Source organism: Bacillus sp. BF2-3 (assembly GCF_008368795.1).
Classification (GTDB): domain Bacteria; phylum Bacillota; class Bacilli; order Bacillales; family Bacillaceae_G; genus Bacillus_A; species Bacillus_A cereus.
Map to the genome: position 1 here is coordinate 22499 of NZ_QOSA01000018.1, position 20871 is coordinate 43369.

Sequence of the window (20871 nt, forward strand, 5' to 3'; positions counted from 1 at the left end):
TATTTTATATTTTTCTTCTAATCTCATAATATTCTTGCGGAAAGAGGATTGGTTTATCTATTAATCGTACAAAAACCAACATGTCTGTTTGGATATATAAATTATGGAATGTATCTTGAGAAAAACCAATGCCATCTAAGTCTTCTTTTATTAATTCTTCATCAATGTAAGGCTCTTCAGCCACTTTATAAGAACTTAAATCGTGAATAATTTCTTTTAAATAAAAGCCTAAAGATGTCAAAAAATTCTGTAAATAAACAGCCCTATTACCTAATCTTTTAACACTTATATTTAAAAAAATTAAATCACCCTTTTGACCTTTTAATAATTCATTAGCTCTATTTAACCACAAATCTAACCCTCTACCATCATCTATAGGGTCACAATGTATTGCATCATACTTATTCCTTAAATCTTCTATAACTTCATTTCTAACATCAAAATTATAAAAATTAATATCATTACTTTCATTTTCCAAATATTCAATTAATTCTTCATCAATATCTCCTACACTTATTTCTCTGTTTTTATATTGTTCAAGGGCCAAACTTGTATAATCATCGTCTCCGCAAAAAAAGATATTTTTATTAGATGATAACTCTTGATTTATTATTTCAGCTCTCCTCAGTGAACTATCCCAAGTAGCTTTAAATTGAGCATAATTTTTTTTGTTTATTTTATTCGTATATACTGTATTAAGAAAAGCGGTTGGTTCATATAAAATACTACTTGTTAAATCTTGTGAAAACCTTATTTTATTTTCTATAATTTCAACTAAATTTCTTTCTTTTAATACTTTTAATAATCTTAAAGCCAAACTTAAAGTCCCAGTTATTTTGACTAGATCATCTAAAGTATCTACAGTATTAATGGATTTCCAAATTATAAATTCAAATTGTTTTTCACTAATTTCATACCATTTTTTCCAAAAATTCAAAAGTACCCCTCTGTTTTTTAATTTTGGTACTTTATCTAACTCTTCTTCATAGTCTAATTCAATAAATCTTTCATATAATAAAATAATCTTATTTTCTTTCATACTGTATACCCTACCTTAAAAAAAGTTACATATACAGTTAAACTGCATATGTAACCTCCTTATTTTAAAAATTAACCTAATGTCTTGCCTGCACGAATTAGTAAATCCTCTTCATCTAATTCAAGATCTTCAAGCTCTAACATTTCTTCATGAATATATTCCTTTTCCATTTCACATTCCCCCTTTTATAGATAATTTTGTATTCCAGATGTTTGTAACAGAGCTGCACAACCAATATTAGCATAAAAGTAGAATTTTCTGATTAATAAAAAAATTGTATTTATAGATAAAATTTATTCAGAAAATTAAGTTAAATTTTTCCTGATAAAACAATACTAGGAAGAATTATGGGTATTTATTTTATTTAAGTTTTTATATTAGGATTTTTTAAAAACCCAGTATAGAGCCTTTTCTTAGAGATTTTTGTCGATTTTTCTTTTTATAAATTTTTCAAAAAATGTTTATTTTCGTGGGTTATTGGGGGAAATCTATTTTATGGGGGGCAAGACAGAAAGAGGCTATATAATAACTTATATAGTTTTAAAACACGCCACTTTATAAACCTTTTTTAGTTTTATCAAAATTATAAAATGGTTCTCTTTCTCTTTGGACTATACATATTCTATTCTTATAGAAGAACAAAAGAAAAAAGTCACATTTTTGCCCAGTTCGGCTTATTATCCGGAAGAATTAGAAAATCATCATTTGAGATTAAGTTATTCTTATATGAGTGAAAAAGAATTAAAAGAGGGTGTTAAAGTTTTATGTCATATATTCCATTTGGTTATTTCAGCGAAGACAACTCATGACAATTCACCATTCTTTTAATTACAGTAAGGCGGCAGATGATTTATAGTTCAATAAATCTATTCAATCTTAAAAAAATAGCAATGTGTCATAGGTGCCATCGCTAATCTATGAGGTAAGTTCACTTTCCCTCCTTACCCGCAGATACTCCAATAAAAACTTTTGAAACAGCTTTTGGCGCTTCTTCTTTGCTAACTGAGTTAGCAGCCATTGTAAAAGCAGCTGAAAAATAGAAGGAATTATTCGAGCAATAATTGCAATGGTAAAGTTAGTTGTAAATATTGATAAAATATTGAATATTACAAAAAAATTATAACAAAGTATATAGACTGCACTCAGCCTTTTATGTTCCCTATTTGTAGCACCTTTTTTGTGCGCAATCGAACGCTTGTATGTTAGAATAGTATTTAATGTGTATATTCGAAAGGAGAAATGTATGGAGTTACGTAAAGTTATAGCAACACTTCTATTTCCAATGCTACTCTTGTCTGCATGTTCAACATTAACGGCAGAGGAGTACTTGGATGCTGTATCAAAAGAAGAGGTTGATGTTAGCGGAGGGATAGAAAAAGGGAATGACAAATCTCTATCGGTTGCTGAAAGAAAAGAGAACATTGACAAACGCCTCTCTCTTTTAGAAGATTCTAAGAAACTATCCGCCCCTTCTGAATGGAAAGACGCACACAAAGAATACGTTAAAAAATTGGATCTAGAGATTGAAAACCTTGAAAAGGCGAAAAAAAAACTTAGCCGTACATCATCTATATTTGATGACTATAGTGATAAAGACAAAGAAGTATACGATAAATATGACAAGTTATTTCTTGAAAAGTTAGGAGTTGATGCTCGCGAAAAACTTTATAAGAAAAATCGTGATTTACGTAGAGTATCAAGAGAAGAATACATTAAAGTATATCAAAAAGAAATAAAAGAATTTCTTGAGTGCTTTAAAGACGCGCAAGTTCCTACAGTTGATGGTAAAGTAGATCATCTTGCTGTCATGGACCTTGTGAACAAGGCTAGAGGGCATCTAACAAACATAATAGCTATAGTTCCGCCTAAAGAGTTAGATGAGGCAGCGGAAAAGTTTAAAGAAGCAAATAAAGAGTTTGACGCAGCACTAGATGCACTGTTTTCTGATCCTAAATTAACAAAAGGAGAAACAGGTAGTACGTTTATGTCTTCGTATCTAAAAGGTTTGAAATTAAATAAAGAATTTATGGAAAAAGTAAAAACTACATCGTAAGTACTGCGGCTTCTTCCGTTTTCGATAAGCTATAGGGTTTTCTGTATTAGATTAGTACAGTGTGAGGTTGAAGGAAAGAATACACCTTCTTACAAGCATTCCTATAATTATAAAAAAGATAACTCCATTTTAATGAGAGATTGCTCAAAATGGAGTTTTTTTGTGGGGTAAAAATAGGGTTTTATCGTTTCGTTTTATTTTAACTAGGATTTAAACTTACATCTATAGAAAAAACGACACTTGAAAGGTGCCGTTTTCTCTCATGATTAACGCTTGTAAATACCTGTCCAGTCTTTTGTTAAGTTACCAAACTTATCTTTTGTTTCATATGCATCCTTCAAATAAAATGTATATCCACATTTCACCATTGTATTTGGCAATGATCCTCTTGATGGGAAGTCATTTTTGTACCAAGCAGTAGGTAATGTTTTGCTGCAATCGATACTATACACATTTTGATAAGTTTCTGTTGCTGAATTAAAGCCTATCACCCCTGCGAAGATAAATCCTGTCACCATAACACCCAGTGCCAATTTATAATCACTTATACCTCGAATGAAAAGAGATATTAATTTCGCAAATTCCATCCGAATCTAGTCCTTTATCTGGACAAAAAAATCGTTCTAGTCAAAAATTTAAAATTGATAATTTATCTGTAGGGACTAAAGAATTAAAATGGATTATTGAGCCTTCAGAGAAAGATCATCCTTCTACTATCTCTTTCAATGTAATGATTGATGTTTCCTTGGGTGCCGATTCTATTCGTTGAAAAAATATTCTACATGGATCTAGGACTGGGGCTTACACAAATACTAAATATTATATCGCAAGTCCAATTGGTGCCACTAGCAAATTCACTGTAAAAATATACGCTATTACAAATTAGAAAATAAAAGAATCCCTTGGAGTTCCTTTTTGATGGAATACCATTGGGATTCTTTTCTGCTTTCATTTCGTAAACATTAGGATGGTGATTAAATTTATTAGTATATTATTTAAATCATTTAAACTATTAAGGGATTTATATTTGGAACGAACCTTTACTCTCAAAGAAAAATTCAAAAATGTTAACTACATTTTCCCACTTATCATTTATTCAAAACTGGCTTCCAAAGCGATAGGGAAAAAATCCAATTTGTGTCACCATTGCCTTGATAATCTTGAACTGCTTCATACACTTTTCCCTCATGTACTACTCTATCACCTTTTGTATATGCTTTTCTCGCATCCCATTTTTCATATGTGGAATCCTCTGACTTTGTTATTACATTTAATACATCACTTCTACTAGATTCATTTCCAGCTAAATCCACCGCCGTCACTACATATTTATACGATGTATTAGCCTTTAATTCTTTATCCATAAAGGATGTATTATCCGTTTCCCCAATTTTATTCATAACTCCAAAGCTTTCTCTATATACAATATAATGGTCTACACCTACATTATCTTCAGACGGACTCCACATCAAGTCAACAGTTGTTGCTGTTGTACTCATACTATGTAATCCTTTCGGTTGAGTCGGAGCTTCTATATCTGGGATTTCATTTGTTGTCTTAACCTTTAGTTCTTCACTTTCTTTTGATATGTTTCCAGCAGAGTCTAACGCCTTTATTGTATAGGTATATTCCGTATTTGCTTTTAGTTTTTTATCAATAAATGTTGTACCTGGTACCGTATCAATTACTTCCCCATTGCGTAACACTTGATATTCCTTTACACCTATATTATCCGTAGAAGCCTTCCATGTTAGTGCAACACTATTGGCAGTAACTTTAGACGCATTTAATTCAGTTGGTTGACTTGGAGCTACTGTATCGGGAGTTTCATTATTTACTAGATTTACATCAATTACATTATAAAACGCATTTGACGTATCTGATACATCCCATACAGCTAAAATAACATGATAACCATTGCGATCAGTTGGTACAGTAATTGTATGTGTTATATTATTTGATGCAGCAGAACCATCATGTTTCACAGTTCCAATTGGTTCTAATTCAGCACGTGTTAATGGTTTATTAGGATCCCATCCCTTTTTTGTAATGTAATAATGCCATTTACTTGTAGGATGTGCAGCTGTATATTTCCATGTAAAGGTATTTGCTCCACCCTTAATCGTGTTTTTGAACCAGCGATTTGATGTTTGTTGGTCAAGAATTCCTCCAAACAGTCCTCCTGCCGAAGCGATTTTCCCATCAATCGGTCCCCCATCTGGGAATCCTTTAGGTGCTTCTAGGCTTTGAGGTTCGTACATTATATTTCCACAATTTAAATTCAATGCTCCATAATTCTGACTACATAAAGCAGCACGGCTACTTGGCTTTTCAACAAATCCATGTGCATAAGCACTTTGAGGAATCATAGTAATAGCCGTTACCCCTGCAGCTAAAACACAAGCACCAATGCTTTTTTTACTTTTTCTTAATCTTTCAAATTTAGATGTAAATTTCAAATTCATTCTTGTCCCCTCAATATATTATAGTTATCGCTAATATAATAGCAATATAGAGATAAACCAGCAAATTACTAATAAATATACTAATACCTCTCATACATTAGTACGTTTATTATTATTTTTAATCTCATATAAAAATAAAATAAATACAATAAGTCTATTTTGTAACATTATGTATTAATAGAGGAATGAAAACCTCACTTAATTTCACAAAAAAATTCAAATATTAATTTAAAGAATTATATTTAACCTTATGTAAAAAAATATACTTTTAAAGTAAAAAAGTCTGTAAGGAACTGATAATATCAGTTTCTTACAGACTTCACATTCCTATTATATAACTTGCAAATAAGTCATTTCTAAAGCTAAATTCACACATATTTTCTAAACCTTAAAAAACACAATAAATACTCTACTTATATTTACATTGTGAATGCACACAAATCCTTTAATCTTAGACATTTACTCCTATAACCACATAACTACTGTAATTTATATATTGATTTGCTTAAGGATGTTCAAACTCATAGATTAAAATTACCAGGCAGAATGAACTACCCACCACTTGGCAAAACATAAAGTTGGAGCTTCTCAGTTACACGACGAAATTAACCTTTCGTTTTCCTGATCGTTTGTCCAACTTAACTTTATAGTCCTTTTTAATAGTCATCTCCTACCCTGTTAATCCTTATTTTAAACAAATCATCAAGAGATTGATTATGTAAGATAAGAAAAAGAGAATTAAAAACCCAATTTTCCCCATAACATTCTAACAATTTATTGTATTATTTTTACCTAATAAGGTACAGAAGCAAAGGAAAAAATTCAGTATGCTTTTAATACTTTTTTAGGGTGAAACGTTTAAAGGGTACATTACTGAATTTTCATTAAATGTTCCTGTACCTAATATTTAAATTAACTTATGTCAAACTATTTTACAATACAAGTGTTTAACGTTACATATTTCTATATTTAATGGTACATTTCATCAACATACCGCCCCTAATCTTTATGCTAACTATAGAAAATTAAGCTCATTAGGATTTATTTTTGGAATTCTCATCATACCAAATGAATAGATTAGGCACATAACTGTCACAAATTAATAGTTTATTTTTTTCAGCCATGAAAACTTTATTACCACTTCAATATTTACTTTTAAACTAAAACACGTCTATAGCTACTTAATAATCCTATAAATACTCTTTCAAAAGTGTCGATAGTTTTATATTTTTTTATTTTTTTATTGTACATTTGTACATTTGATGTTAGGATTATGCCTATTAAAATTGAATCCTAACGATTCTTCTTTAGAATCTATATTTTTATTAACAAATAAAAATATAGATTCTAAAACATGATCAAAATTAGAACAAAATTGTCGTTATTTTATAATGAGGTCATGAAATACCTTTAGAATGGAATGATATATGCAACAACGTGTTAAGGGGTTACAGGGGGAACAAAAATGAGAGATTTTTTTGATGATAAGTATAAAAATATTGAATTAAAAAGGAGGTTACTCAATTTAATAAGTGAAATTAGCGAATTCAAAGGAAAATTAGCTGCTTATCAGGAACAAAATCCTGACATATTTAATAGTTTAGAAAAAACTATACCACTACATTACATAAAAAATTTCACTACTATTTTTGAGGATATAAAAGTTCCTAATAAAAGATTAAAAGAACTTATTTTAGATGATATAGTACCTCAAAACATTTCAGAAGATGCTATTTTTTGTTATTATCAAACACTTTCTTTTGTACATAAAAACTCCTGTACTTTATCAATTAATCCAGCAACTATACAGGAATTACATTTTCAACTAATACATTACCTTACCTCTGACAGTGCCAAATGGCGTGAAAAACCTTTTATTATTCCAGGTATTCCTGAGCATGGAATGCACTTGAATAGTTACCGCATTCTTCCGTATGAACTCATTCCACAGTTTATGGAGCAATTATGTGATCAATACAACTCATTAAATACTAGTAAGGAGCTACATTCACTTTTATTAATAGCTCGTTTTATATTAAATTTTTATTGCATAGTCCCTTTCAATCAAGGTAATGGTAGGCTAGCATTTATGTTAATGCAGTTGCTGCTAATTAAGAGTGGACATACATTTGTAAAATATGTATGTTTGGATAAGTATATTAAGAAAAACGAATCTGAATATTACAATTCAATTTATAAATCTTCGGTAAATTGGTACTGCGAGGAACACAATAGTAGCTTTTGGTTAAAAACATTTTTAACTATTATATTAGAGGCTTACAAAGATCTGCATAACACTGTTCTTGATTCTATATGTAAACATACTAAAGTCGAGAGAATTCAGGATTTTATACTTAAACAAAAACAACCCTTTACTAAGGAAAGTATTCGTAACAGATATCCAGACATTGCAGAGAGTACAATTAGTAAGGCTTTAAACTCGTTGCAATTATTTGGCCATATTAAGCTAGTTACAAAAGGAAGAAACGCAAAGTGGACTAAAGTTTGACCTTACTTTTAATACTTTTACGGTTCAAAAATTCAATTATAACGTTATCAATAGTTTTTATGACTTTGAGCTCAAAGTCATGGAATTTCATTTTAATTTTAGGCTATTATTACTTTAGTTATATCTAATTATTACAAAACATCTTATAGGAAAAGGTACGCTTCCCTCCACCTTTTCCTATAAAAATATGAGATATCAACGTAGAAATTTTGTCGAAAAAAGTCGTATTTTAATATTTTTTCTTTATTTCCTAGTTGTAAACGTTTCAATTTCATGTTACCATCTTAATCAAACAATAGATGGTAATAAAAATGCAAGTATTTCTTTCCCTTAGAAACATATAAACGTACGGTAATCTCAAGAAAATAAGGCCAAGGCAATATTTGATACCTACCAAAATAACTAATAGGAATTTTGCGCATGCATTTTTCTGTTAATTCAGAAAAAAACATTTTGTCCCTAAACAAAATTTGTTAGCGCGCAAACTTTAATTACACTAGAATACCCAAATAAATGTAATATCTTTTTAATTGAGCATTAAGATATGAAAAAAGAATTCTTCCTACAAAATTCAGCTGATGAACTTAAAGACATCTAAATTACTACCTTAAACGCCATCTATTGTTGATAATCTATTTACCAACTATGAAAAAGAGCCTATCAAGGGTTCTTTTTTGTTATAATCATTCCAATTTCAATTCTATCTTGATACTTAGATTCCCCCGCAAATCACCTCTACTTTTTTTCTCTCAATTATTAATTTCCGTTCCCAATTTGTTTAAATTTGTGAATAAAATTCCATCTTATAAAAATAATAAATACAACTAATCGTTATATATTAAAGAGGTGTCAATTTTGTCTTTAAATGAAAAGATCTTAGAAACTAAAACAGATAAAAACATTGAAAAGATCCAAACAAGTAACTTAAAAGAACTTAAAAATACATTAGATAACATCTTTGATATTAGTGCAGATTTAATTGAACACCCTTTGCAATTAAAAACAAATACGAATATTCTACTATATTACTTTGAAGGCCTTACTGATGGTGTTGCTTTAAAAGGCAATGTTGTTACACCATTATTACAAGAAGTAAATGAAGACAGTCAAATATTTAATTCATATATTATCGCTACTCATACCAAAATAGTATATACATGGAATGAAATTAAAGAAGGATTACTTGAAGGTCAATGTGTACTATTTATGGAAGGAGAAAATCGTTCACTTCTAATAAATACAAAAGGCTGGGCAGAGAGAGCAATTCAAGAGCCAATTTCAGAAGTTACTATTAAAGGATCGCATGATGGGTTTATTGAAAATGCTACAAAAAATATAGGTCTTATTCGTCGATATATTCCTTCTACAGAGTTGAAAATCAAAAAGCTGGCGATTGGAGAGCGAGCAACTTCTTTAGTCTATTTGATTTACTTAGGCGATGTAGCAAACGCAGATGTAGTCAAAGAAATAGAAACTAGAATCTGTAATATTAAAACGGATGCGGTATTGAGTATTGGAGAACTATCTAATTATACAAAAGATCAAAATTGGACTCCTTTTCCACAGGCTTATTTAAGCGAACGCCCAGATGCTATTTCAAATCATATACTGGATGGGAAAATAGCAGTATTAGTTGATAGATCTCCTGGCGCAATGATTGTTCCAATGAATTTAATTGGATTTTTTCAAACCCCAGATGACTATAATATACATTGGCTCATTGCATCGTTTTTTCGTTTATTACGATTTGCAGGATTTATTATAGCGATTTTTTTACCCGCAATTTATATTGCTATAGTCTCTTTTCACTTTGAAATCATTCCTATAGATTTATACACTTCCATTGCTACGTCAAGAGTAAAAGTTCCTTTCTCTCCCCTCCTGGAAGCATTTATAATGGAAATCACACTAGAAATGCTACGTGAAGCTGGTATTCGCTTACCACAACCAATTGGACAAACCATTGGAATAGTTGGAGGGATTGTAATTGGACAGGCGGCTGTTCAAGCTGGTCTTGTTAGTAACGTTATGGTTATTATCGTATCTATTACAGCCATTGCTTCATTTATTGTTTCTAATTATGATTTATCAAGTTCTATACGCCTTATTCGTTTTCCAATGATGTTATTGGCTTACTTTTATGGGATTGTAGGTATTGTTAGTGGATTAATGCTCTTATTTGCTCATTTTGTTTCACTAAATTCATATGGTTCACCATATGGATTGCCAATCGCGCCATTTCGTCTCCAAGAGTTAAAAGATTCTTTTGTAAGATTTCCTATTTCTATGCTTACCAGCCGTTCGAGTACAGGGCAGCCGAAACAAAGAAAGAAAAAAGAAGGTGGTTAACATGGAGAATCTTAAATTCAAAAATATAACTTTATTCGAGTTTATTATTTTCATCCATTCGCTGCAACTTGCATCTGGTATGTTAATTATGCCAAGCCCACTTGCTACTACTGCTGGTACAGATGGCTGGATTTCAATCATTCTTGGATGGATGGTTACTTCTATAATCGGTGTATTTATTATAGTAATGTTACAAAAAAATCCAAAAAAAAATTTCTCACAAATCTTAAAAACATACTTTGGTAAATGGCTAGGGACGATTCTTTTTCTTTTATATGCCTGTTATCTATTTTTTGCTGGCTTTAATACTTTATTAAAGGCAACTGATATTGTAAAAGTGTGGATATTTCCTTCCATTCCCACTTATCAAATCACCATATTATTATTATTGCCTTTTATTATTTTAGCCCTGAGTGGGTTAAGGGCTCTTACTAGTTATTCTATGCTTGTTTTCTTCTTCACTACTTGGATGCCATTACTTCTTCTTTTTTCATTAAAGAGTATGTATGCTCCTTTACACCTACTACCTATTTTTAAAGATGGTATATACCCTATTGTAAAAGCAACGAAAGAAACCATTACCCCTTATGCTGGTTTAGAAATTGCATATTTTATTTATCCGTTCTTACAAAAAAAACAACACGCTATTAAGGGACTACTAATTGCGAATACTGGAACCATGTTTTTCTACCTATATGTGACTATTCTTTCTTATATATACTTTAGTCCAGAGGGGATAAAAGACGTAATTTGGCCAGTATTTCATCTGTTAAAAGGGGTTCGTTTTTCCTTCATAGAACGATTAGAAATTATATATATTGCTTACTATTTAATTGTATTTTCCACTACAATATACCCATATTTATTTTTCAGTTTTGATTCTGTGACCATTTCACTTCAAAAAAACGCTCGCAATTGGGCGCTGTTTGGTTTTATGGTATTAATAGTCGGCTTATTTATTTTTCTAAATCCCAATGTGGATCAATATTTGTTTATATATTCTCTTATGGATATCTTAAATGTCGTTTTCTTTATTGTATTACCCATCTTATTTTTCGCTTACAGTATTCTTTTTACTTGGATTACTAGGAGGAAACAACTTTGATTCGAAAATGGATATGGATTGTAATTTGTTGTGTATATATTATTGGTTGTGGTCAGAGAATTCCTCTTGAGAAGGTTTCATTAATCCTGTTAATTGGCTTGGATAGAACCCCTAATGGAGACATAAAAGTTGGAACAAGCATACCACTCTTTCATCATAAACAGTCAAAAAGTACTATAGAACATTGGACACAAGCATCAACTGTATATACTGGATTCAGTAAGATAGATACGAAGTTAACAGGCTTTATGACAGCTTCCAAAGCTGAAATCATTTTAATTGGGAAAAAATTAGCGCAAGAAGCAAATTGGTTGCAGGAGCTTGATTCTTCTTACCGTGATCCTTACGCTACCATTAATGCTAAAGTAGTACTTGTAGATGGACCTGCAGAAGAAATTTTTAAAATTCACAAGCCTAGTAAACCATCACTTTCATCTTATATAAATGGTGTAATTGAATCATCTATTCAAAATAACCAATCCGTCTCTTCTACAATTCAACAATTAATGAGAGAACAAAATGAAGAAGGAATGACGCAAATTATTCCAGTTATAAAAAAAACAAAGAATGAAATTGACACGATAGGAATTGCACTTTTAGATCGTCAAGGAAAATTTTTAACTCGTATCCCTAAAAAAGATGTTAAGTTCTTCAATCTTATAAATAAGTCAAAAAATACTGGCCGGATGATACTACACCTTGCGCTTCCTCCTAAAAAATCCAACAAAAAAACAAACACTTCCATCTTCCTACAGAATGCGACAAGGAAGATAGATGTTAATTTTAAAAACGGGAAGTTTTTATTTAATCTCGATATAAACGCTAATGTAGCGTTAGTAGAAAAAACCAATGCGAATTTAATTAAGGAGCATTATGATAACAAAAAAAACATAAATAATTTAGAAAAAGCTATCGGAAAAGAGATTAATAAGGAATTACAAAATATGTTGGGTGAAATACAGCAGAATAAAATTGATCCAATCGGATTATCCCTATATGCTAGAGCTTTTCAATATAAAGAATGGAAAAAAGTAAAAGGAGATTGGTTACAAGCGTTAGCAGAGGCTAAAATAAATGTAAAGACACACGTCAAAATAAAAGATACTGGGACCATTAGAAATTAATCTAGCATTTCTCAAAGGAATCACATATTGTTTTAGTGATTCCTTTGAGAGAATAATGCTTTGCTTTAACGAAAAGACACTTAAAAGGTGCCTTTTCTTCTTTTAATTTAAAAAACATTTTTCTTTTTCAGGATGATTCAACTATTTCACTAACCTAAATCTCTTATTTAAAGACAATTTGATCATGGTGCTCAAGATTTTTCGTCTATATCAACTTGTAAATTGTTCACTTCCAAATCATATTTCTATCAATATATTTGTTTTCTAAAAGATTTTCTGTATTGTTGTTAATTTTGTCAAAATCCTCATATAGCTACACAAAACATATATGCTATTATGTTTTTAAGAAACTATGTGTTCCCTTAACTCTGTATCCGGCCCTGTATTTTTTACAGGGTCTTTGTTTATTTTATTTACTTTCGGCTTATAAGAGTTAATACACACCCCATTTCAATTAGAATCGTTTATATATTAGTGAGAATTTGAAATGATAAATCTATTAGCTTTTTTGACAATTGTAATCTAATACTAGATTTCTAGATGTATACTACACTAAATATCAGTTAAAACTATACACATAGTGTTAACTATCTTAATTGAATATTAGTAATAGTAAGTATGAAGATTATCAATTTACTATATCTTACATTTATGTAAAAGTAGATGTATGTTAAGCTTTTTCAAAATCTTTCCCCTAATAAAGATTTGAAGTAGCATTTCATGATTCTCCTTACTGTTAATATGCCTTGAAAAAGAACCCTATAGGGTTCTTTTTCTTCTCATTACATCCTCAGTAATTATTTATTTAACATACAAAAAGGACTGACAATTACTTGCAATCCTTTTTACACCTTAATATACACTTGTATTAAGTACTTAACTCTTTATTTAGCATGCATATGAACTAAACCAGTCATTATTATTTATATATAAAACACTTCAAAATTTAGAAATACACAATAACAAATCTTTCCCAACTTCCAGCTACATAACTAGTAGCAGTTAATTCTCTACCACCATTTGCTGATATAAATCTACCATTACTTAACGCTTGTAATACATATATCCTATTGTCTCCACCATTATATAAGATAAATTTTTCCCATGCTCCAATTGATGTACGATCTGCTACTACTTTACCATTTGGCTCAAACGAAACGTACTTTCCATTACTTTTTGCTTTTAAAGCAAACGTATATAATTCCCCAGTCGGAATTAATTCGAATTTCTCCCATTCATTAACTGCACTACGATTTGCTACTACATTGCCCGATGGCTCAGCAGAAACATATTGTAAATTTGCAGCTTGTATAGCAACAGTCCAGCTTCCATTAAATAGACTCACACCTTTTAGTGAACCGGTATTTGATTGGTCGGCTGCCAATGCACCATTCGAGGGGGTTATCATCATTATCATTAGAACCATTGGCAACACCATTAAAACTAACTTTTTAAAGATCTTATTACCATTTGCATGAGTTATGAACCTCTTCATTCCCATTCCTCCCTTAATATATATAGCACTCATATACATCATACTAAATATGTAAAAATTTGTAATAAATAAAGATCTTTATCAACAAATACCTTATTATTCTGTTTCTTTTTTCTCAAATCTATAACATCTAAACATCAATCGGTCCTTAAACATATTTTTAAAATTAATTTCACTTTATTTTAAATAAAAGCCAAATAGCCCGTTCATAATGAACGACTATTAAGCATCTAACTAATAATTTGAATGTTTTTCATGTTAATCTATTTTGTTTAATCCCGTTGAAGTAACTTGATAGATTCTTTTTTTGCCTATATATTCTTGTTTATTATTCTCAGGGTTAGTAAGTGTAGCCCATGTCTTTTCATTTACTGCTTCCCTTTCTATATGGGTAAACTCGATATAATCTCCTACTTTAACTGGAACTTTTTGCTATTCAGCATTTTGTTGTTTGTTTCCATAAATGTCTTTTAAGTATCGTCACCTAAGTTTGAATCTTCGTATCTAATACTGTTCGATATTCTTCTAAGGTCAGTACATCAAGAAACATGCTACTTCCCTTTTGAATACTAATTAGTAATTATTTTACCAAGACTAGATTTATGTTATCGAATGAGGCTTTGATTTTGCAGCTCGTTCATACTTTTTTCTTTGTTGTAGTTGTCAGAAACGTTCGGGTTTAAGGAGTCTAAGTATGTTTGCAAACTTACACGTTCTTGTAAAATATAATACCGCTCATCTTGATCCCTGCTAATAGCTATACCTCTCTCATTTACACAGTTATACAAGATTTTTCTTCTAGTGGAATGTAATCCGCCCCTTTTAGCTCATTAAAAGGGCGTAATTGTACACTGTATATCGTTTCTCCCGCTGCTTTCATTCCCGAGAAAAAATAAATTTCTCCTTCTATTTCGTAGGCAGGACGTATGATTAGTCCTTTTTGACTTTCATATTGGACATGGCCAATTTCAACGATTCCTTCATTTAACAAGGCATCTCGAGCATTTGTATAGTCATTTCGAAAATCGGTATGAATCGTTTTATAAGACATTGTATCCCTCCAGCGTTTGATGAGTTGCTTTTAGCTATGTACATCCAGGTGTCTGGCATCTATTGTACTTTTAAATTCGATGTAGGAAAAAATAATTCCTAGTTTGTTCTTGTTCTTTTATGGAAAAGTAACATTTGTCATATTGTGTTTATAGAGTCCAAAAAGAGTAGCACCCTTTTCAGGTACTACTCTATCTTTACGCAATTGTATATATGGCTTAATATCCAAGTATGCCGACAATTTGAGTTGCTTTGTTATTACGAATTGAATAATAAATTTCTAAGCCTTTACGTTCAGCTTTTAGTACTTTACCCTTCATTTTCGATAAATGTTGTGAAACAGATGATTGGGGTATCTCTAAAATTTTTGTTAGCTGCGAAACATTAAAAGTATTATGTTTGCTTAGCTCGTTTACAATACGTAAACGAATTGGATGCGCCATTATTTTTAAAATTTCAACATCTTCTTCAGTAATATTAGTTTTTTTTGATTCCAGTACTGTGCTTGTCATAACTATTCTCCTTTATTACTTTCTTATAAGAAGTTATTTACCCTAGTATTCCGTATCGAAATTTTATATTTTATATATCTCAATAGATAAAAATTAATGTAACATTAATAAATTCTATAGTTATTATATAACGGATTTTCTATTCGAGTGTGAAGTTCATCTGGAGTTTACGTGATTTTTATATATCCTAATGTGCAACTGAGCGAATGTATATCTGAGATCTGATATTGCATAATCGTAAATAATAAAAATATAAAGTTCTCATATTTACTAAAGGTAAGTAATCCTTCTATTTTATTTTTCTACAATACAATTACGTTTTTACAGGGGGGCACCACACATCTATCAACTTAAGAATGGAAACAAAGTGTACTTTCATTTTGTGGGGTAAAGCATTCCTAAAATACAAGAATACTCTTAATAATACGCAAACCCAATAAACCCTATCGTTTTATCGTTTTCCGACAGAAGACTCCTTCCTCAAAAATGTGAAGGTGTGAAACACCAATTTTAGGTGGGAGATGAATGTCGGTTGGCATAAGCCAACATGTTTGTTATCATTTACTTGTACAGATTGCTCTTCGAAAACTGAAGATATGAGGTTGGTTGCAGAAAAACGTTGCAACCGTAAAATCTTCAACGTTCTATCGCCCCATGCTTACCGAAGTTGCGAAAACCAAGCTAAAGTAGGGAGTGTGGTGCGTTAACGTACAAGATACTTATGTTCTCACCGTAGGGACTACGGGTAGAGCCTGCTAAGATAACCGGTAGATACACCGGTGTTCGCAGGAATCTCCCACTTCAAAAAGTCCGTAAGGACGTTAAGTTGTGAGTAGTTCAATAAAAGTCAAGGAAATAGTAATGAAATCCTATATATATACGATTGAATACAATGTCACACATTTTATAAGGTAAAAAGAAAAGGATAGATGAACAGGAGAGTATACCTGTTTACATCTATCCTTTTTTACAAAAAATATGACCATATTCACTACTACAACAAGGATTTTTACCACAACAAATTTTCATATAGTTATTGAACTATTTTTAAATAACTAAATTAACCTCTTCGTTAACTTTAATTAAGAATAATTGATCCCCTTCACTTTCAATTGGATCAACTACATCTTCATTAAAAGATTCAGTATGTTATCTACCATTTCTATTAAACAAGCGGTTTTTATTTTCCCTGATTCCTTTCCATACCTAAGGTACCCAAAAGTCCACTGGATTCCCGAGGCTACCATCCACATTTGTGGCTCTGAAAAGACATTTTGTGCCACTAAACGTAACTGTAGATTCCTGAACAAGCTAAATCATGAAAATACACACAAAGATAGATTATCTTCCATTACATTACTGTTTTGCTTCGTTTGAATAGAAAAACTCGGAAGAACGCCACTTGTTCGATATCTCCTCAATGTGATAAGGTGTCGTCCTGCAGCATCCACCTATTAAACGTGCACCTGCTTGGTACCATTCTTCAGATTGAATATTCAACGCGTTACATTGTTCATGACCATGCCATGTTTTTGTTTCTGGATTATAAGTTTCACCAGAGTTTGGATAAACAATAATCGGTTTTTTTGTGTTTGCCCTCAACTCTTGGATTGCACGAGTCACAACGGTTACTGACGCACAATTGATGCCTATCGCTACAATTTGTTCACTTTTCTCAAAAGCTCGTGCACACTCCACGAGTTTCATACCTTCACTAATCTCTTTCTCATTTTTTAGCGAAAAGGAAAGCCACGCATATGTTTCTGGAAACTCACGTAATAATGTATCTAATACTCTTGCTTCTTGCAGGGAAGGGATCGTTTCAAATGCCAATAGATCTGCACCTGCTTCGATTAACGCAGACATTCTCGAACGGTGAAAGTCTGCTAATATTTTATCTGTCACACCATAGTTGCCTACATACTCTGAACCATCTGCTAGGTAAGCGCCGTACGGCCCAATTGATGCAACAACCAATGGTTTAGGCCTATTCGTTTGTGTATTTTCCTTCCAAAAATCATCTCTTGCCCTTCTTGCAAGTAACACCGTTTTCTTAATTAATTCCAAAGCTTCCTGTTCTTGTATTCCACGCTTGGAAAAACCACTAATAGTAGCTTGATAGCTTGCTGTTATGGCACAGTCCGCTCCAGCACGAAAATAGTCTGAATGAACCTGATAAATTAGTTCCGGATTATCTAGTAACACACGTGCCGACCAAAGAGGATCGTCCAAATTACATCCATGCGCCTCCAATTCTGTAGCTAATGCTCCGTCAAGAAGCATAATGGAATGTTGGGATAAAATATCATCAATTGGGTTGATTTTGTTCGACATAATCTACGCCCCTCTTTTTTAGATTTTTTGTTAGATAATAACTTCCATAGCAAAATAAAATAAACGGTATAGCGCAATATAAGGCAATTCTCTGTGTTGGATCGAATGCAATTCCAATACACGATGCCAGACAAAGGATAAAAGAAGCAATTGGTACTAATGGATATAGTGGTGTGCGATAAATCAAGTCCTTCTCAGAATTTCCTTCTTTCAAAAATTTTCTGCGAAATAGGAACTGCGAAGCACTGATACTCATCCAAACTACAACTACTGCTAGACCGGAAATGGAAACAAGTACGATATAGACAGTATCTGGTGCCACAATACTCGAGAGCAAAGCCAAAGCTCCACCCACCATGCTGAAAATGACGGCGTTGATTGGAACACCTTGCTTCGTCATTTTTCTAAAAATCGGGGATATCGTATTCTTATTAGCAAGCGACCAAAGCATTCTAGAAGAGGCATAAAGGCCTGAGTTTGCCGCAGATAAAATGGCTGTTAAGATAACGAAATTCATTATGTCAGCTGAATATGGCACCCCAATTCGTTCTAGAACTGCAACAAAAGGGCTCTCTAATACCCCCGCATCGGAAATAGGCAATAACGCAGATAAAACAACAATCGTTCCTACAAAAAAGATGATCAATCTCCACAGAGTAGTTCGAATTGCCTTCGGTATCATTTTTTCCGGGTTCGCTGTTTCTCCAGCTGCAATACCTATTAATTCTGTTCCCGAAAAAGCAAAATTAACCGCAAGCATGGTCATCATAATAGCCGTAGCACCATGGGGAAATAAACCTCCACTTGTAAAATTAGAAAAGAATGGTGCAGCTTTTGAATGAGCCATCGGAAGAAACCCTAGCATTGCCGCTACTCCTAAAACAATAAAAATCGCAATAGCTATAACCTTTATTGTTGAAAACCAAAATTCGGATTCGGCAAAAAATTTAACAGTCAGGACATTTAATACAAAGATCAAAATGGCAAAAAGAGCACTCCATACCCAAACATTAATTGATGGAAACCATCGCTTCATAAGTAATCCTGCGGCTGTAAATTCAGAACCTAAAGCAACGGTCCAAGTTAACCAATACAACCAGGCTACTGTATACCCTGTACCCGGTCCAATGTATTTAACTGCATAACTATGAAATGCGCCCGTTTCAGGCATATGTACGGAAAGTTCTCCTAAACATAGCATAACTAGATAAACCACTAGCGCACCAACCAGATAGGATAGAATTGTTCCAAATGGGCCAGCTTGTTGAATAGTGTAACCCGAACTTAAGAATAAGCCAGTTCCAATCACCCCACCAAGTGATAGCATGACTAAATGACGTGCTTGCATTTTCCTTTGAAATTCTTGCCCATTTTTGTTCTCCATTTCTACTCTCCTTTAGTTATTACCCAGAAAAAACAAAAAACGCACTCTAAAAAAGAGGGCGCTACTGACAAATAAAAACGGAAGCTCTCATCTATCAGGATTATCACCCGCTGGAATTAGCACAGTGTCTACTTAAGCAGACCTGTTGCTGAGGTTTCATAAGGCCAGTCCCTCCACCTCTCTGGATAAGAAATATTTTTTTATAACCTTATCAATCCATTCAATAACTGTCAAGATAATTCTGTTTTTTTAAAAAATTATCTATTATAGAAATACAAAATAGAGTATTACTATAACTGCAACCCAATCCTTCTTGGGTATTATTTAAAAATCGAGCATACAAAACCTCATTTATTTATGCTACGGTTCACAAGCACTTCCTCAAAACTTGATGCACTTCACACAAATTAACCAGATCCGTAAAATCAGGAACTGGTTAATTTGTGTTTAAATAGTATTTTCTATAATCTTTATATAAAAATTATAAAATTTATTATATACTTGAAACAATACATATAGAGTTACCTACCAAATTGTATCCTCCAAAGTAATTAGGTATTATAAAGTGGTCTCCTTTTTTAAAGAAATAGTGCTCACCTTCTTTAATTAACTCACCTTCTCCCTGTATTACACTAACAAGAAGGAAGGCTTTTTGTTGTTCCAAACTAGCTGATCCATCTAACTCCCATTTTTCCACTGAAAAATACGGACATTTAATAAAATTAGTTATACTCAAATCATCTACTTTTTCATTTTTAAATGTTAACTGATTCGAAATACATGGAGTTTCTATTACATCAATACTGCTTTCAAGATGAAGATCACGTAAATTACCTTCTGAATCTCTTCTATCATAATCATACAATCTATAGGTTGTATCAGAGTTTTGCTGCGTTTCTAATATCAAAATCCCTTTACCAATTGCATGAACAGTTCCACTCGGCACATAGAAGAAATCTCCAGGTTTCACCTTCACGCGATGCAACAGTTGGTTCCACTCTTTCTTTTCAATCATAGCCATGAATTCTGCTTTTGTTTTCGCATGATGTCCATAAATAATTTCCGCGTCTTTTATGGAATCGATTACATACCAGCATTCTGTTTTTCCTAGTTCTCCATTTTCATGTACGCTGGCATACTCATCGTTGGGATGAACTTGAACAGATAAATCTTGATTGGCATCCAAAATTTTTGTAAGAAGAGGGAAACGCTCCCCCTCCATATTTCCAAATAAATCTCGATGGTTATCCCACAATTCACCCAAGGATAGCCCTTTATACTTTCCGTTCTTAACAATACTTTGTCCATGTTGATGCGCTGCAAAAGCCCAACACTCTCCAGTTTGATTTGATGGAATTTCATATCCAAAAGAAGTTAAATGTATCCCACCCCAAATTCTTTCTTTAAAAACAGGTGCAAAAAATAATGGTTCAGTCATGATTTGAATCCTCC

Annotated in this window: 14 protein-coding genes, 3 pseudogenes and 1 riboswitch; of the genes and pseudogenes, 6 read left to right on the forward strand and 11 right to left on the reverse strand. The window is 32.1% G+C overall.

Translation table 11 applies throughout. The features are described from left to right. Positions 1 to 4 precede the first annotated feature (4 nt). Positions 5 to 1039 (reverse strand): bis-aminopropyl spermidine synthase family protein, encoded by a 1035-nt coding sequence (locus tag DN401_RS14590; RefSeq protein ID WP_149287787.1) that lies wholly within the window; start codon positions 1037 to 1039, stop codon positions 5 to 7. A gap of 943 nt (positions 1040 to 1982) precedes the next feature. After that, positions 1983 to 2152: pseudogene (locus DN401_RS30185) on the reverse strand (MFS transporter); the annotation flags it as partial. A gap of 130 nt (positions 2153 to 2282) precedes the next feature. Between DN401_RS30185 and DN401_RS14605 the strand changes: the two are divergent. Further along, positions 2283 to 3092, forward strand: coding sequence for a hypothetical protein (locus DN401_RS14605; RefSeq protein WP_149287788.1), 810 nt, complete (start codon positions 2283 to 2285; stop codon positions 3090 to 3092). 266 nt (positions 3093 to 3358) lie between these two features. Here DN401_RS14605 and DN401_RS14610 read toward each other — a convergent pair whose 3' ends face one another. Continuing rightward, entirely contained in the window at positions 3359 to 3679 is a 321-nt protein-coding gene (locus DN401_RS14610; RefSeq protein ID WP_149287789.1) for a hypothetical protein, read from the reverse strand. Between DN401_RS14610 and DN401_RS14615 the strand changes: the two are divergent. Continuing rightward, positions 3652 to 3978 (forward strand): annotated as a pseudogene (locus DN401_RS14615) (phosphatidylinositol-specific phospholipase C); the annotation flags it as partial. The gene DN401_RS14610 and the pseudogene DN401_RS14615 sit on opposite strands and share 28 nt — an antisense overlap. A gap of 202 nt (positions 3979 to 4180) precedes the next feature. Here DN401_RS14615 and DN401_RS14620 read toward each other — a convergent pair. After that, a complete protein-coding gene (locus DN401_RS14620) occupies positions 4181 to 5557 on the reverse strand; it encodes a lytic polysaccharide monooxygenase (RefSeq protein WP_149287790.1) in 1377 nt (458 codons plus the stop codon). Between the two features lie 1465 nt (positions 5558 to 7022). On the opposite strand from DN401_RS14620, the gene DN401_RS14625 reads away from it, so the two are divergent. The 4 genes from DN401_RS14625 to DN401_RS14640 all read left to right on the forward strand — a co-directional run bounded on the left by DN401_RS14625 (position 7023) and on the right by DN401_RS14640 (position 12644). Continuing rightward, positions 7023 to 8066 carry a Fic family protein gene (locus DN401_RS14625; RefSeq protein WP_086401804.1) on the forward strand — a complete coding sequence of 348 codons (1044 nt, stop codon included), beginning with the start codon at positions 7023 to 7025 and terminating at the stop codon, positions 8064 to 8066. 855 nt (positions 8067 to 8921) lie between these two features. Beyond that, entirely contained in the window at positions 8922 to 10415 is a 1494-nt protein-coding gene (locus tag DN401_RS14630) for a spore germination protein (RefSeq protein ID WP_149287791.1), read from the forward strand. Between the two features lies 1 nt (position 10416). Further along, on the forward strand, positions 10417 to 11520 hold the full coding sequence (locus DN401_RS14635; RefSeq protein ID WP_149287792.1) for a GerAB/ArcD/ProY family transporter: 1104 nt from the start codon (positions 10417 to 10419) through the stop codon (positions 11518 to 11520). Beyond that, a complete protein-coding gene (locus DN401_RS14640; protein ID WP_149287793.1) occupies positions 11517 to 12644 on the forward strand; it encodes a Ger(x)C family spore germination protein in 1128 nt (375 codons plus the stop codon). Before DN401_RS14635 ends, DN401_RS14640 begins: the two co-directional genes overlap by 4 nt. Positions 12645 to 13590: 946 nt before the next feature. On the opposite strand, the gene DN401_RS14645 is transcribed toward DN401_RS14640, so the two are convergent. The 7 genes and pseudogenes from DN401_RS14645 to manA all read right to left on the reverse strand — a co-directional run bounded on the left by DN401_RS14645 (position 13591) and on the right by manA (position 20857). Then, entirely contained in the window at positions 13591 to 14139 is a 549-nt protein-coding gene (locus DN401_RS14645) for a fascin domain-containing protein (protein WP_149287794.1), read from the reverse strand. 258 nt (positions 14140 to 14397) lie between these two features. Continuing rightward, positions 14398 to 14616: pseudogene (locus DN401_RS14655) on the reverse strand (hypothetical protein); the annotation flags it as partial. 295 nt (positions 14617 to 14911) lie between these two features. Continuing rightward, positions 14912 to 15190, reverse strand: a complete 279-nt coding sequence (locus DN401_RS14665; protein WP_061660994.1) for a hypothetical protein — start codon at positions 15188 to 15190, stop codon at positions 14912 to 14914. 217 nt (positions 15191 to 15407) lie between these two features. Next, complete coding sequence (locus DN401_RS14670) at positions 15408 to 15701, reverse strand: ArsR/SmtB family transcription factor (RefSeq protein ID WP_000204906.1); 294 nt, start codon at positions 15699 to 15701, stop codon at positions 15408 to 15410. Positions 15702 to 17057: 1356 nt separating this feature from the next. Then, the gene (gene mmuM, locus DN401_RS14685; RefSeq protein WP_149287796.1) at positions 17058 to 18035 is read right to left on the reverse strand and encodes a homocysteine S-methyltransferase; all 978 of its coding nucleotides are present in this window, start codon (positions 18033 to 18035) and stop codon (positions 17058 to 17060) included. Then, entirely contained in the window at positions 18010 to 19419 is a 1410-nt protein-coding gene (gene mmuP / locus DN401_RS14690) for an S-methylmethionine permease (protein ID WP_149287797.1), read from the reverse strand. The genes mmuM and mmuP overlap by 26 nt, the downstream gene beginning before the upstream one ends. Positions 19420 to 19503: 84 nt before the next feature. Beyond that, a riboswitch (SAM riboswitch) is annotated at positions 19504 to 19611 on the reverse strand. A 301-nt stretch (positions 19612 to 19912) separates the two neighbouring features. Next, positions 19913 to 20857, reverse strand: coding sequence for a mannose-6-phosphate isomerase, class I (manA, locus tag DN401_RS14695; RefSeq protein WP_149287798.1), 945 nt, complete (start codon positions 20855 to 20857; stop codon positions 19913 to 19915). Between the last annotated feature and the right edge of the window lie 14 nt (positions 20858 to 20871).